The organism is Lentilactobacillus parakefiri, from assembly GCF_002157585.1.
Taxonomy (GTDB): Bacteria; Bacillota; Bacilli; order Lactobacillales; family Lactobacillaceae; genus Lentilactobacillus; species Lentilactobacillus parakefiri.
Genome location: NZ_BDGB01000044.1, coordinates 1 through 14,417 on the forward strand (window position 1 = coordinate 1; position 14,417 = coordinate 14,417).

Sequence of the window (14,417 nt, forward strand, 5' to 3'; positions counted from 1 at the left end):
CTAGTTGAGACATCTATTCCTACCCCGCTTATCTTGAGTTTCGTCGCTTAAAGCATAGCACTAGGGAGGCTTAGATGCCTTTTTTTGTTATCAAAAAGGGCCTAGTACTTTTGGAATGGAAATACTTTCCAACACCAAAAATTCTAGACCCGAAAAAATCTAATGTTTGGATGCCAAGTGATGATCGGACAATCTAAAGCCGGCGACGACAATAATAGCTGCGACAAGGAATGAGGACAAGCCGAGCACCATACTGGTGAAACCGATGCTTGCCAAGATTGATGCAAAAATTGTACCAAATACTAAAGTCAACAAACCAATTAAAGTGATTTTTAAATTCTCATCCATGAGATTGCGCCCCCATACGATTAGTTGTTGTAAAATCGCAAGCAATTTACAGGTCGAACAAGCAGCAATTCCAATGAATTTGGCAAATTGTTTGCGCTTTCTTTACAACTTCATTGTAACGTACTCTACTATAAAATACAGCTGTTTTCTCATAATTAACCGCGTTTATTTTGAACGGATGCTGGGAGATTTTTTGCCATTCGGTTAACGCTAAAACTAGACAAAAAACTGATTGTATGCAAGAATAGTTGTGATTAAAATTCGAGATAAAAAGGAAGTGAAGCCCATTGAAGATTGCAAATCGTTAAGACGGAATTTGATAAGTAATCGCTGCTTAGAACAGGGGTTATTCTGTGCGATTTTGCAATTTTTAATGAGTTTTGGCGGCGCCATGTTTAGTCATCAGTGGAGCGGCCACTCACTTAGTTTGTTTAAGATCGCCTGCGGTGCCGATGGGTACTGCAGGCTTTTATAATGCATAGAATCCCTAACTGAGCCTTAATGAGGTGAGATTTATGGGAAGGATTCAAATAAGAAATTTGTCATTTAGCTATGACGGCATGTTAACCAATCTTTTTGATCGGTTGAATTTAAATATTGATGAAAGCTGGCGGCTCGGTCTGATTGGCCGCAACGGGCGTGGAAAGACGACTTTTCTCAAATTGCTGCTGGGTCAGCTGACTTATCGAGGCCAGCTGAAATCCAGCGTTGATTTTATCTATTTTCCCCAACCAATTCCAGATGCCACTCAAGTGACCGGGGATGTACTGCTAAGAATCGCCGGCCTTGACGAAAGTGAGTTATGGAAAATTCAGATTGAAATGGATAAACTGCAGTTGACCGATGAGATACTGAGTCGGCCATTTGAGACGCTTAGCCCAGGCGAGCAGACCAAGGCCGGCTTGGCAGTGATGTTCATTGACAATCAGACTTTTCAGCTAATCGATGAGCCAACTAATCACCTGGATATTGAGGGCCGCGAGGTGGTGGCCGATTACTTGAAGCAAAAGCAGGGCTTCATCGTTGTCAGCCATGATCGTCACTTTCTTGATCAAGTGATTGATCATGTATTATCAATTGACCGGGCAAAAGTACAGTTGTATGCAGGCAATTATGAAACTTGGGCGACAGCGTACCAACAGGAGAATCGATCTGAGTGGTTGGAAAAAAGACATCTCCAAAAAGAAATTGGTCGATTAAAGTCCACGGCTGATACGATTGAACGCTGGGCCGGCCGTGCTGAAAGTCAAAAGAGAAAGTCGGTTAAAAGTGATCAACACGCGGATCTGGACAAGGGTTTTATTGGCCACAAAGCCGCCAAAGTCATGAAGCGGTCGAAAAGTACTTTACGACGAACGGAAAAAGAGATTGAGCAAAAACAGTCACTGTTGAAAAACGTCGATGAAGCGGCACCGCTCCAACTAAACTATGAACGGCCCTATCAAAAATATTTGCTGCAGGTCGCGCACTTACAGGTCCAGCAAAATGGTGCTGTATTGAATCAGCCGTTGAGTTTTAATTTGATGCAGGATCAGTGCCTGGTTTTGTTTGGTCAAAACGGCGTGGGAAAAACAACGATTATTAAAGCAATTTTTGGCGATCATCAATTAGTGGCAGACGGAACCGTCGAAAAGCCTGCCGGTATACGGATTTCATATCTTAACCAAAATTTTGAACGTCTCAAAGGCTCTATCCAGGATTATGCCGATCAATTTAGCATCAAACTGAACGATTTACTGAACACTTTGAGAAAGTTGGGCTTTGAACGGTCTGCCTTCGCTGAAGACTTGAGTGATTTGAGTATGGGGCAGAAGCGGAAAGTCTCACTGGCACGATCATTGTGTGAGCGCGCTAATTTGTATATCTGGGATGAACCGTTGAACTATTTAGATGTGATTACTCGTCAACAAATTCAAGACCTGATCTTGCAGATTCGGCCGTCGATGCTTATCATAGACCACGATGAGGTTTTTATTGAGACAGTCAAAACGGGTCCATTGTTAAGAATTAAGCCAGGTGAATCGAAATAGGGTGTCTTTGTCGATAACTTTGTTATAATATGTTTTAGAAATTTTTGTTAATTGTAGAGGGGAAAAAATGCCAAAACATTCGTTAAAGAAAAAACCAATGAATCGATCCTTATTACTTAGCCTCGGGGCAATAATCGTTGTGGGCTTGCTGATGTTTACTGTCGGCAAGGTGTCCCAGGGCAATCAAAGCCATGTTTCGGCTACCCGCAGCGCCAAGCAGACGAAAAAGGCCAAAGTGGCCAAGTTGAATGCCAAAATTCATTTAACTAAACGAGAGAAAAAAATTGCTGCGCATTATAAATTGACAAAGCTCGAAACCAGAACCGCTTCTAAGACGTCTATTACGGCAATTGGGGACTCGGTTATGATTGATGTAAAACCTGATATTAAGCGGGTGTTCCACCCTAGTGCGGTGAGTGGTTCCGTTGGCCGTCAATTCTATTCACTGCCGGGAATTGTTCGTCAACTAAAGGCTAGGGGTCACTTAGCAAAATACATCGTTATTAACCTAGGGATTAATGGCCCACCAACCCAGCACGATATTAATTCGGTGCTGAAGACGGTGGGTAAGAAGCGTCAGATTTTCTGGATCAACACAAGAGTGCCACGGCATTGGCAGAATACAACCAACCGAATGATTGCCAGGAACGCTAAAAAGCATTCAAACGTTCATTTAGTGAACTGGTACAAAGCCAGCAAAGGCCACAAGGGCTGGTATGCAAGTGATCGGGTTCATTTGGATTTGACTGGTGAGAAGTATTACGCCAGAACGCTTGCTAAACGGGTATCGGAAGTCTTGAATTAAATCAGTTCAGCCACTTTGTCTTAATCTGGTTGTTCAGACACAAAAGCAGCAGTCACATTATTTGCGATTGCTGCTTTTGTTGGTTTGTTGAGCTGTTGTGAAGCGCTAAAATGTGACCCACATACAGGTCTGTTTTCTTCGCGTATCCAATAACGGGCCTTAACGCAAAATTTGCCTTAATTCCTCGAACGCGATTGGCAGTTGCTTGTCTTTACCGGCATCTGTGAAATGATGACCGGATGGCATCAGAACAAATTTAGCGTGTAGATGACGGGCTAACGTCAAAGTGTATGGATACGGCACGCTGTCGTCATTAATTGCGGAAATCACGGTTACTTTAAGGATTTTGGGCAGAACGTTTGAATAGTCGACTGGGTGATCCGTAAAAGAATTCAGTTCCGGCAACGTCCATATCGATTCATCAAATCCGGAAACCAGTAGGACATTGACGTTATGGATATCGTGTTGATCAAGATAGTGGAGAACTTGAATGCAGCCAAGGCTGTGTCCGACTAGTGTGATGCCGTCCTTGGGATTAATGTGGGTCTCACAATATTGATCCCAGACACTTTCAACGGGATGATCAGAGTCAGGAAAATCGAGTTTTTTAAAGGGGATATTTAATTCCGCTTCAACTTTTTCGGCCAGCCAAGGAAACCAGTGATCGTTGGCACTAGAGGTATAACCATGGAACATATAGATCGTCATCAGTTGTCGTTCCCTTCCAAGAATTAAAAGTCTGTACTACCACTGCTCATGTTTGTAAGCCATCTCCCAGAAGTGCAGTTCAAAATAACTACTGCGCAAAAAAGCAGTTTGCATCTGTTCTTGTTCTTCTGCACTAGCGGATGCGCCTAGTTGGTCCACGATGGCTCTCATTTTATTGGTAGCCGTAGTGAATGCGGGACTGTCATAGGTTTCGATGAATTGCTGATAAACTTTGATTGGTGATCCAGCTTGAATGAGACGCTGACCAATTTCGTTATACAGCCAATAACAGGGCAATAAAGCAGCCGCCGCCCGTGAAGGGGTCCCCTCATTCAATTCGTGATACATATGGGTAACGTAGCTGTAGGCATTGGGTGCGATGGGCGTCTGGACAATTTCTTTTTGAGTGATGTTTAGTTCTTCAAAAAAAGCGGTTCGAACTTCTTTTTCACTATCGTTAAAGCCTTGGGCACCTGCATACAAAAAATCTTTGATGTCGGGATCGGTCATTTGATCAGCAATTTTACTATGCAGGGCAGCAAAATTCTGTAGATAGTAACGGTCTTGTTTAAGATAATAACGAAATGTCTGCTGGGGCAAAGAACCGCTTGAAAGTTGTTTGACGAAGGGATGATTGAAGCTGGCTTCGAAAAGTGGTTCTGCTTGTTCACACATCGTGTCGGTGATTTTTGCCATTATGGTTAACTCCTTGTATTAGTTAGGGACATGTTTGAGATAATTCTACCATGATTATTTGGCGATAACGACTTGAATTGAAACGTGAACGAATTGGTCATGAGGTATCGAAACTGTTAGCAGCCATCGTGGGGACCACTTCCCTAAGGCTCCGGCACCTTCATGGATCGATCAATATGCGATCTGCCGCTGGCATAGTCAAACTGAATATCCGACTGGACATTGAATAAGTACACGTTAAAATTCAGTGATCGGTTGGTAGAAATTGCTTCAAGGTGGATACCACGGGCCATGAGTTCATTCCCCCGAAAAATTGGCTTGGCAAAGAAGATCACTCTGTTGCCGCGACGAAGGGCCTCTCGGATTTTGCTTTCAAAAATTGTTTGAACCCGTTGATTGGAAAAGCTGGTTTGGGTAAACAGGTTCTTTGGGTTGTTTTGATCGCCCACGCTGTTATTTGGATGATACCTGCCAGATGTATCGATTCCACCAGAAATTGAATAGGCAATTAGATGACCACGATTGATGATCGGCTGCCCATTAACAAATTTTTGGTGCCAAGCGGTTGGTTCAACGAATTGGCGAACACGATTGTTATCGGAAACGACATTGCGTGGCGCCAGATAGGCTAAATTACCGGTACTGGTGCGGTTAAAATTATCCAAATTGGCATAGATCACCCTATTGGTTTTCCAAGTATCAGGATCCAACTGTGCTTTGTTATGATTGACAAAGATATAACTGGGATCGCCAGAATGATAATCTAGTTTTGCAAGTTGATCTGATTTGACACTTTTATTTGAGGGGAATAATGAGCTGGCGATATGGTTCACAAAAGTATTCCAATTGGTCGGCTGCTGACCGACCCCCAGCCACATCCCCGCAAGGATAACAATGACTGCGATAATTGTTTTGATACTGGTATTTCGCTTACGGCCTTTGGACTTTCTAGCGGATTTATGATGTTGCCCCATGATGATGCCTCAATTCTATTTTTATGTAAACTCTGCCTTCAAACATACCAGAAAGGGATGGTTGAAGGCAAGAGCGTAAGGAGAGTATGCACACCTGTGTGCAATTTGCCGGGGAAAGCAAAGATGGTTTTGTGGCCATCACTTTATATATACGGAGAAAAGTGGGGAAAGTCTTTTTGTTTTTGGATTTTTTTGCCTTTAATTATAGTAGAGACGTGCTCAAAGCCCCAGGACCCGGCCACACAACCAATTAGAGCCAACGATGAACAAAGTGCGTTCATCATTGGCTCTAATTGGTTGTGTTCTGGGCCCTAAGCGGGGCTTTTCGCACTCTGATTGAAATGTGCTTCACAAACCAGCTTTCTCCGCTTTATCCAATAATCAGGTTCAATGCGTTGCCGCATCAAACCTGATTATTAAATAAATGCTCAAAAGCTGACCGGTTTGTTCCGCACTCTCTGATTTTACGGCAAATCATTCCCCGCCGCGAAGAACAGGTCGTACCACTCCTGCTTTGTTAAGTCGACATCTGCTCCTGCTGCACTATCCTTAATGTGTTCTGGGTTCATCGTTCCCAGCAATACTTGGACTTTTGCCGGGTGTCTTAGAATCCAGGCCGTGGCAATGGCATTCTTTGAAACGCCATACTTTTTGCCCAGTTCTTCTAATTTGTCATTTAACTTTTTGAATTTTGGATCATTGATGTACATTCCCGCAAACAAACCATAGTTGAATGGTGACCAGGCTTGGATCGTCATGTTTTTACGGCGTGAATATTCCATGATGCCACCGTCTCGCATGATGCTGGCGTCGTCAATCATGTTGACGTGCATGCCTTCCTTGACCATTCCAGAGTGAACCACATTGAATTGGAGTTGGTTGATTAGTAGGCGTTGGTTAACCCACGATTGAACCATTTCGACTTGTTGAGGGTTAAAATTCGAAACACCAAAGTGACGAACTTTGCCTTCGCGTTGCAAGGTGTCGAAAGCATCCGCAATATCGTCTGCTTCCATCAAAGAATCTGGTCTGTGAAGCAAAAATGAATCTAAATAGTCGATGCCCATTCGTTTCAAAATACCGTCGACTGAATCAATCAAATGCTGTTTGGAAAAATCATAACGTTGGCCAAATACTAAGCCGTCGTGACTTCTAGCAGGGTCCAAAATAATGCCGCCCTTGGATTGAATAAACAGTTGGTCACGCGAAATTCCGGAGGCTTTCAATGCCTCTTTGAATTTAGTTTCTGATTGACCGCCGCCATAAATATCCGCTGAATCAATAAAGTTAATGCCGGCATCTACCGCAGCTTCCAGTGTGTTGGCAGCGTCAGCCGTTTCCATACCCGCCATCCGCATGATACCCAACGCCACTGCAGAAGCTTCAAAATTTGTATTACCAATTTTTACAGTCTTCATGATTTTCCTCCTTTGTTACTTACTTTAATTATACGGCATTCAGGCGGTGTTTCAAAAGGGCGTTTGGCGGAATATGTTATAATTTCGTTACTGACAAAACGAAATGAGGAACCAATTTGAGTGAAAATACGATTACTGAATTAATTAATCAGTATGGCTACCTCGGGATTGCCTTTCTAATTGCAATTGAAAATATTTTTCCGCCAATTCCGTCTGAGCTGGTCCTCGTCTTTACCGGCTACTTAACCGTGACCAGTAAAATGACGATTTGGGGATCCATCTTGGCAGCAACGGCTGGAGCGTTACTTGGCGCAATTGCGCTATATGGCGTGGGACGGCTTTTAAGTGTTAGGCAAATTGAAAAATTCCTTTCAGGGAAACTCGGCAAAATCATGAGGTTAAAGCCGACCGATGTCGAAAGGGCGGCAACCTATTTTAACCGTCACGGTGGTAAGACAATTCTATTGGGTCGGTGTATTCCAGTGATTCGCAGCTTAATTTCCATTCCAGCAGGGATGACTGGGTATCCATTCAGTCGCTTTTGTCTGCTGACCACTACCGGAACGCTGATTTGGAATACGGTTTTGATTCTGATCGGCCATTTTGCTGGTCGGGCCTGGGATCAGATTCTGGGGATGATCGACCAGTGGTTGATGGTAATTTTGGTTGTGATTGTCGTGATCGTGGCTTGTTATTTGTATTATCGATTTTCTCGGAAGGCTGATTAGGTGGGGATTGTGGCTGACGTCGTGCTATCAATTTTCTTTTCTTGAGTTGCCATTTTACCTAGTTGAAACGTGCCAATGATGGCTGATCCCGGCCATATAAGGGGCTTAGTCAATTATTCCAAGAACCGGAATAATCGACTAAGCCCCTTATATTCTGGGATCAAAGCGCCATCATTGGCACTCTGATCTGAAATGTGCTCCCCAAGGCAGCTTCCTCCGCTTTATCCAACAAGCCGTCCGATGCCAAGACCGCATCAAACGGCTTGCTAAATAAATGCTCGGAAGCTAAACGCCTTGGCTCGCACTCTTTTACTTTTCCTTAAATTTCCACAAACTTTCTAATAATATCCCCACAAACTTCACAAACTGGGCCTCTATATTTGTTATGCTTATTATAAGTAATGCACCACGACAATGAACCCCCTAAAGGAGGCCCAATATGAAATGGTACGCTCATGAAGCAACAACGGTTCTCGAAACCCTTGATACAAGTCGAATTCGTGGTCTGACCGAGGATCACGCCCAACAGCGGCTGGCAGAGTTTGGACCCAATGAGTTGTTAAAAACGAAACGCGAACCTGCTTGGAAAATGCTGCTCAGCAGTTTCAAAGAACCACTCATTGTGATTTTGCTAATTGCAACCGGACTCGCCTTAGCCAGCGCAGCATATGATTTCTTTGTCAGCGGTGATTCAGGGCACGCGATGGCTTCTGTGTACGAAGCGATCGCAATTGTTTTAATCGTGATGATTAACAGTGGGGTGACTTTTCATCAGACCCGGACAGCCCAGAAGTCACTGGATGCGTTGGCTGACATGCGCCAGCACCATATGAAAGTGCTTAGAAACAACAGTTGGACGTCGGTAATCGCAACCCATTTAGTCCCCGGTGACATTGTCAGCGTTAAGGCAGGTGACTTTATTGAAGGTGATTTGCGCTGGTTAAAGACGGCGGAATTACAGATTGACGAGTCCCACTTGACTGGCGAATCCGATGCCATCCAAAAAACGATTGGTCGGCTTCCGGATGATACGGAGCTGGGCGATCGTACCAACATGGGGTACTCAGGATCTACGGTCGTCAATGGAAATGGGATCGGGGTCGTTGTGGCAACCGGAATGAAAACTGAACTTGGTAAAATTTCGGGATTAATGCAAGCCGTTGATAATCAAAAGACTCCCATCGAGAAATCAGTTCATGGCCTCAGCAAGAAATTGATGATCATTGCGGCTGTCATTATTGCGGTGACGATTGGCTACGATCTGGTTAAGCAGCTGTTTGAGGTGGGGCATATCTCAATGGACAGCTTTGGTGGGATTTCAGCAACGGCGATTGCCATCGCGGTGGCTTCGATTCCTGACGCCATGCCGGTTGTGCTGTCAATTGTTTTAACAATCGGTGCTAAAATGTTGGCCAGCCAAAAAGGATTGGTCAAGTCATTGAGCAGCGTAGAAACCCTTGGGTCGACAACCTACATTGCCTCGGATAAGACGGGAACTTTAACCAAAAACGAAATGGCTGTGACCCGATTTCTGGCAAATGGCCATGTTTACAACGTTGAAGGCGATGGCTATACACCAATTGGGGATTTTATCAGAAATGATGGCACCGCAGTCAATCCCAAAGATTACCGGCGATTCTTGGAAGTGGCCGTTTTAAATAACGAAGCCGAGATCAAACCGGATACGTTGCAAAATTGGCGGCCGTTTGGTAACCCAACCGATGTGTCGTTGGTTGTCCTGGGAGCAAAAGATAACGTTAAACGAGACGTGCTCTTGGAAGATAAGGGCGATCGGGATATTGATATTGTCCGCATCCTGCCGTTTGACAGTACCCGGAAGATGATGACGGTTGTCATCAAAGAAAATAAGCAGTATTATAGTTTGACCAAGGGAGCGCCGGATGTTATCAAACCCCTGACCAAATTTGCCATGATGGACGGACAGCCGGTCCCCATTCAGTCTGTGGCGCCAGAGATTGAAAAAACCATGCTGGCGTTCGCTAAAGATGCCTTACGTACAATCTCGATTACCCAGCGTGAAATTTCTAAAGAAGAAGCTTTGAATGCTTCGAGTGCCGAATTGGAACGTAATCTGACCTTCCTGGGACTGGTGGGGATTATCGATCCGCCCCGGGAGGAAGTCAAAGCGTCAGTCCGCAAATTAACCCAAGCTTCGGTCAATGTTGTGATGATTACGGGTGACCATGCGATGACCGCCAAAGCGATTGCCAAGCAGCTGGGAATTATCGAATCTGATGATGCACGAGTGATTACGGGACGTGATTTGGAAGAAATGGATGATCGACAGCTCGCTGATGTGGTTTTGGACACCCGGGTTTACGCTCGGGTCACCCCGGAACATAAGCAGCGGATCATTAAACAATTGCAGGCTCATGAACAGGTTGTTGGGATGACCGGTGACGGAATCAATGATGCACCGGCTCTGAAGGCGGCAGATATTGGGATCGCAATGGGGATCAATGGAACTGAAGTGACCAAAGATGCCGCTGATTTGATCTTGCTGGATGATAAATTTACCACCATTGAGAAGTCTGTCGAATCAGGTAGAACGATTTTTGCCAATATCTTGAACTTTATGAGACACGAATTGACGACCAATGTGGCCGAAGTGTTGTCACTATTGTTAGGTGTGTTCCTGATTACGTCGTCGATTGGAAATATTACCGAAGTGACACCAACCCTGACGGCGTTAATGGTTCTTTGGGTGAATATGATTAGTGATTCATTGCCATCCTTTGCACTAGGTTATGACGAGGCCGAATCCGATGTCATGAAGCAGCAGCCAAGAGACGCCAAGCAGTCTATTTTGGCAAATGGGATGTTGCAGCGAGTTCTACTCCGCGGTGGCGTGATGGGCGCCATGGTCTTTCTCGCCTTCATTTGGGCAGCCTCACAGGGATATACGGTTGCTCAAAGTCAAACGATTGTCTTTCTAACGTTAGTATTCGGGCAGTTGTGGCACGTTTATGATGCGAGAAGTGTGAAGACTTTGTTTGACAGGAACCCATTTTCTAACTCAAGATTAACGCTGGCAGTCGGGTTTGCGGCGACTTCGTCAATTCTGGTAACCTTGATGCCATTTTTCAATAACGTGATGGGAACGGCACCACTGACGATGACGATGTACGTTTTGATAATCGTCATTTCCGCCGTACCTACCTTCTTGATATCGGGGATTAAGAAATTGATGAACCGCGACCGATCCAAGTCTGAGTTAGTAGTTGAACGTGCTAAATAGATAGCGATAAAAAACAATCTAAGATTAAGCCTGGTAAGACGAGGGATGACCTCAGTTTCTCACTGGAACTAATCTTAGATTGTTTAGATTGAAATCGAAATGATTTTAATTTTGTAGGTTAATTGGGGTGCCGAGACGGTTACCACATCGCCTGAGTGGTGGTTCAATAAGGCAGAACCGATGGGCGAAGCGATTGAAATCTTTCCGTGATCAATGTCGACTTCGGGTGTCCCGACAATTTCATAGGTCTCAGTTGAATGATCATCTAGAAATTCGAATTTGACGGTCTTACCGACTTCAACGGTATCATCGTCGGATGGTGTATAGACTTGGGCGTACTGAAGTTGCTTTCGGAGAAACCGCAAGCGGCTCTCCAGATGGCGAAGGTCCCGTTTAGCAGCGCTGTATTCGGCGTTTTCGGAAAGATCACCGAGTGCTCTGGCATCCGCTAAATTTTTTATTTTAGCTGGCCGTGCATCTTCAAGCCCACGAATTTCTGATTCGATCTGGTCATAGCCAAATTTGGTAATTTTGTTGAAATGGGGTTCCATGAACGTATGCCTCCTGACATTTTTAAGTATACAACATGGTCAGATTATAGCCAATCAAACTAATTACTTATAAAAAACAGCTTAATTTTCGACTTTTTTGGCAGAAAACGTCAAAATCCTTTCCCAAAATCTCAATTGAAGAATATTGTTCTATAAGTGTTTGTTGATGATATGTTATGGGAATATTACTAAATCGAATTTGGCTTAACAAGGTTGTAATTTTCTGGACACGTCCCTGTAAATCGATTGGAGTATATTTTTCACTGTTGATTAAACACGAAAGGAAAAATATATTTCATGAGACTTAAAAAGATCATTATCGCATTAATGACTGCACTAACTTTCTACGGCACGATGAACGTTGCCGCATCCACTGAAATCGCTGAAGCTAAAACTACTAAAGTATACAAATCAAACTTATCAAAGGCTGATCAAAATGCTAAAAATTGGATCGCATACCACGAATCACGCGGTTCATACCATGCTCGAAATGGCCGCTATATTGGTCGTTACCAGTTAAGTGCTTCTTATTTACATGGTAACTACTCAAAGAGCAACCAGGAAAAAGTGGCTGACCACTATGTTAGCCAACGGTACGGTAGCTGGGTTAATGCGAAGAAGCATTGGAAGGCTTATGGCTGGTATTAAGATTTATACAGAAGCTTCTTACGAATATGTTGAGAGATCAAATGATGAACTGAAACTGTTCATTGTTTGATCCCTTTTTGTTTATTTGTGAGATCAGTTACCATCTACTGAGGTATACTAAATTTTTTTGGGGGGTTAACTTGACAAAATTTAAGAAGCTTAAATGGGTGTTAGTTTTCCTTGCAACGTTTACATGTCTCGCTGGTTTTGGTAAACCTGCATTTGCTAGCAAGCGTATGGGGGTACCGCCGATATTAATTAATAAGTATTGGAAGTATACTCCTCAAAACAGCAGTTTAACGCAATATTTCTATGGCACCCGTGGTAAGTTTTTCGCTAAGAATACCATACAAGGTAATTTCAATTCCAGTGTACTTTCTTGGGCATGTTTCTCCGGTTACTACACGATGCAAGGCATTGATTCAAAAAAGCCGAACTACTTTGACTGGTGGTTTATTAAGCCAAATAAAAATTATTCTAGGATTCGGTTTGGGTACATTACGATTCCTAAGACTAAGATTCCGAAGCACTCACCAAGCTACTATGCCAATAAGGTTGCTACTCGTACAAGTTCTGTAACTGCAATTCTTCACTAAACAACCGAATATAAGATATCAAAGCAGATTTAAATAAACGAGCTTTATACGCAAGCGCTGCTGTGCTGCCTATTAAGCTCCTTATTTTTAACGCTTTTTTGCAGTAATTGTGATGATTCATTCAGATATGATTTAGATATTAAGACATGGATTCACAGAGAATCTTATGTACAGTTGTGTGCCTGCTTCAATGAATTATTATTCGGAATCTCCGTTGTTATTCATTAAAATTCATGTTAATATAAAATTATTGTTTCAAACACGAATAAAAAGGAGAACGTAATGGAAAATGTTTCTGTTCCAGGCAAAAACTCGCCTGTTCGTAATGCAATCTTAGGCTTTCAGCATCTACTTGCCATGTACTCTGGCGATATTTTGGTGCCATTGTTAATTGGTGGGGCGCTGGGCTTCAACGCTGCTCAGATGACTTATCTGGTCTCAATGGATATCTTCATGTGTGGGGTGGCAACACTGCTTCAGATCCGCAGAACGCCGATTACCGGGATTGGGTTGCCAGTCGTCTTGGGGTGTGCGGTGGAGTACGTTGCACCACTACAATCGATTGGTAAGAATTTCGGCTTAGGCTATATGTACGGCGGTATTATCGTCGCTGGGTTGTTCATTATTCTGATTGCTAAGCCGTTCGCGCACATGCGTAAATACTTCCCATTAGTCGTGACTGGTTCGCTGATCACACTGATTGGGTTTACGTTGATGCCGGTGGCTTTTCAAAACATCGGTGGTGGCGATGCAACTGCGAAAGCATTTGGTAATCCGACCCATTTATTTCTTGGTTTCTTCACAGCCCTGGTTATTATTGTTTTAAATATTTGGGCCAAGGGATTTTTGAAACAAATTTCTATCTTAATTGGGATTTTAGTTGGTTCAGTTGTCGCCGTTTTGATGGGGACAGTGGACTTTGCAGCGGTTGGGCAGGCACATTGGGCTCAGTTGCCACAGTTCTTCTACTTTGGGGTTCCCAAGTTTGAATGGTCCTCCATTGCCACACTGATCCTGGCAGCTTTTACCTGTATGATCGAATCAACCGGGGTTTACTTTGCCTTAAGTGATATTACCGGCCGCAAGTTGGAAGATCAAGACCTTGAACACGGGTACCGTTCTGAGGGAATCGCCGCTATTTTGGGTGGGGTCTTTAACACTTTTCCATATTCAACTTTCTCCCAGAACGTGGGCATTGTCCAACTTTCTGGAATCAAGAAATTGACACCCATTTATTATTCGGCATTCATGCTGATGATTTTGGGACTGATCCCTAAGTTTGGTGCCATTGCGACCTTAATTCCAGCTTCAGTGCTAGGCGGCGCAATGTTAGTCATGTTTGGAATGGTGGGTGCGCAAGGAATCAAGATGCTCTCACAAGTTAAGTTGAATAACAAGAACTTGTTAATCATTGCCGTTTCGATTGGCCTTGGTTTAGGAGTGACAACCCAACCAAACTTATTCCAGTACCTTCCTGCAACCGTTCAGGTCATCATGAGTAACGGAATGGTGGTTGGAAGCTTCACCGCCGTGATTTTAAACATCTTATTGAACCACACAGCTTTGAGCAAAAAGGTCGAAGAATAATTAAATTAAGTCAATAATAAAAGGCCAGCGAATTTAATCGCTGGTCTTTTTGGGTTGACGACTGTCTCA

Annotated in this window: 13 protein-coding genes; 7 read left to right on the forward strand and 6 right to left on the reverse strand. The window is 43.7% G+C overall.

The window, feature by feature from the left end:
* Window positions 1–159: 159 nt before the first annotated feature.
* The gene (locus LPKJCM_RS04070) at window positions 160–348 is read right to left on the reverse strand and encodes a hypothetical protein (RefSeq protein ID WP_057962577.1); all 189 of its coding nucleotides are present in this window, start codon (window positions 346–348) and stop codon (window positions 160–162) included.
* 515 nt (window positions 349–863) lie between these two features.
* Here LPKJCM_RS04070 and abc-f point away from each other — a divergent pair.
* Window positions 864–2,378: a ribosomal protection-like ABC-F family protein gene (gene abc-f / locus LPKJCM_RS04075; RefSeq protein WP_057962576.1), complete on the forward strand. Its 1,515-nt coding sequence runs from the start codon at window positions 864–866 to the stop codon at window positions 2,376–2,378.
* A 67-nt stretch (window positions 2,379–2,445) separates the two neighbouring features.
* Entirely contained in the window at window positions 2,446–3,183 is a 738-nt protein-coding gene (locus LPKJCM_RS04080) for an SGNH/GDSL hydrolase family protein (RefSeq protein WP_057962575.1), read from the forward strand.
* 159 nt (window positions 3,184–3,342) lie between these two features.
* On the opposite strand, the gene LPKJCM_RS04085 is transcribed toward LPKJCM_RS04080, so the two are convergent.
* The 4 genes from LPKJCM_RS04085 to LPKJCM_RS04100 form a co-directional block, all read right to left on the reverse strand.
* On the reverse strand, window positions 3,343–3,891 hold the full coding sequence (locus tag LPKJCM_RS04085; RefSeq protein ID WP_057962574.1) for an RBBP9/YdeN family alpha/beta hydrolase: 549 nt from the start codon (window positions 3,889–3,891) through the stop codon (window positions 3,343–3,345).
* 36 nt (window positions 3,892–3,927) lie between these two features.
* Entirely contained in the window at window positions 3,928–4,587 is a 660-nt protein-coding gene (gene tenA, locus LPKJCM_RS04090) for a thiaminase II (RefSeq protein WP_057962573.1), read from the reverse strand.
* A gap of 143 nt (window positions 4,588–4,730) precedes the next feature.
* Window positions 4,731–5,561, reverse strand: coding sequence for a DNA/RNA non-specific endonuclease (locus tag LPKJCM_RS04095; protein ID WP_057962572.1), 831 nt, complete (start codon window positions 5,559–5,561; stop codon window positions 4,731–4,733).
* A 464-nt stretch (window positions 5,562–6,025) separates the two neighbouring features.
* Window positions 6,026–6,979 (reverse strand): aldo/keto reductase, encoded by a 954-nt coding sequence (locus tag LPKJCM_RS04100; protein ID WP_057962571.1) that lies wholly within the window; start codon window positions 6,977–6,979, stop codon window positions 6,026–6,028.
* A gap of 116 nt (window positions 6,980–7,095) precedes the next feature.
* Here LPKJCM_RS04100 and LPKJCM_RS04105 point away from each other — a divergent pair, with 116 nt between their 5' ends.
* Both LPKJCM_RS04105 and LPKJCM_RS04110 read left to right on the forward strand, forming a co-directional pair.
* Complete coding sequence (locus tag LPKJCM_RS04105; protein ID WP_057962570.1) at window positions 7,096–7,707, forward strand: DedA family protein; 612 nt, start codon at window positions 7,096–7,098, stop codon at window positions 7,705–7,707.
* 439 nt (window positions 7,708–8,146) lie between these two features.
* Window positions 8,147–10,966, forward strand: a complete 2,820-nt coding sequence (locus LPKJCM_RS04110) for a cation-translocating P-type ATPase (protein ID WP_057962569.1) — start codon at window positions 8,147–8,149, stop codon at window positions 10,964–10,966.
* Between the two features lie 83 nt (window positions 10,967–11,049).
* Here the strand turns inward: LPKJCM_RS04110 and greA are convergent, their stop codons facing one another.
* Window positions 11,050–11,517 (reverse strand): transcription elongation factor GreA, encoded by a 468-nt coding sequence (gene greA, locus LPKJCM_RS04115; RefSeq protein WP_057962568.1) that lies wholly within the window; start codon window positions 11,515–11,517, stop codon window positions 11,050–11,052.
* A gap of 297 nt (window positions 11,518–11,814) precedes the next feature.
* On the opposite strand from greA, the gene LPKJCM_RS04120 reads away from it, so the two are divergent.
* The 3 genes from LPKJCM_RS04120 (at window position 11,815) to LPKJCM_RS04130 (ending at window position 14,348) form a co-directional block, all read left to right on the forward strand.
* Window positions 11,815–12,165 (forward strand): aggregation-promoting factor C-terminal-like domain-containing protein, encoded by a 351-nt coding sequence (locus tag LPKJCM_RS04120; RefSeq protein ID WP_057962567.1) that lies wholly within the window; start codon window positions 11,815–11,817, stop codon window positions 12,163–12,165.
* Between the two features lie 140 nt (window positions 12,166–12,305).
* Window positions 12,306–12,761 carry a hypothetical protein gene (locus tag LPKJCM_RS04125; protein ID WP_057962566.1) on the forward strand — a complete coding sequence of 152 codons (456 nt, stop codon included), beginning with the start codon at window positions 12,306–12,308 and terminating at the stop codon, window positions 12,759–12,761.
* Window positions 12,762–13,043: 282 nt separating this feature from the next.
* Window positions 13,044–14,348, forward strand: a complete 1,305-nt coding sequence (locus LPKJCM_RS04130) for a nucleobase:cation symporter-2 family protein (RefSeq protein ID WP_057962565.1) — start codon at window positions 13,044–13,046, stop codon at window positions 14,346–14,348.
* The last annotated feature ends 69 nt before the right edge of the window (window positions 14,349–14,417 follow it).

Coding starts and splice junctions, on each gene's coding strand:
- LPKJCM_RS04120 (WP_057962567.1), top strand. CDS start 11,815: ATGAGACTTAAAAAGATCATTATCGCATTAATGACTGCACTAACTTTC.
- LPKJCM_RS04130 (WP_057962565.1), top strand. CDS start 13,044: ATGGAAAATGTTTCTGTTCCAGGCAAAAACTCGCCTGTTCGTAATGCA.
- LPKJCM_RS04080 (WP_057962575.1), top strand. CDS start 2,446: ATGCCAAAACATTCGTTAAAGAAAAAACCAATGAATCGATCCTTATTA.
- abc-f (WP_057962576.1), top strand. CDS start 864: ATGGGAAGGATTCAAATAAGAAATTTGTCATTTAGCTATGACGGCATG.
- LPKJCM_RS04110 (WP_057962569.1), top strand. CDS start 8,147: ATGAAATGGTACGCTCATGAAGCAACAACGGTTCTCGAAACCCTTGAT.
- greA (WP_057962568.1), bottom strand. CDS start 11,517: ATGGAACCCCATTTCAACAAAATTACCAAATTTGGCTATGACCAGATC.
- LPKJCM_RS04095 (WP_057962572.1), bottom strand. CDS start 5,561: ATGGGGCAACATCATAAATCCGCTAGAAAGTCCAAAGGCCGTAAGCGA.
- LPKJCM_RS04100 (WP_057962571.1), bottom strand. CDS start 6,979: ATGAAGACTGTAAAAATTGGTAATACAAATTTTGAAGCTTCTGCAGTG.
- LPKJCM_RS04070 (WP_057962577.1), bottom strand. CDS start 348: ATGGATGAGAATTTAAAAATCACTTTAATTGGTTTGTTGACTTTAGTA.
- LPKJCM_RS04085 (WP_057962574.1), bottom strand. CDS start 3,891: ATGACGATCTATATGTTCCATGGTTATACCTCTAGTGCCAACGATCAC.
- tenA (WP_057962573.1), bottom strand. CDS start 4,587: ATGGCAAAAATCACCGACACGATGTGTGAACAAGCAGAACCACTTTTC.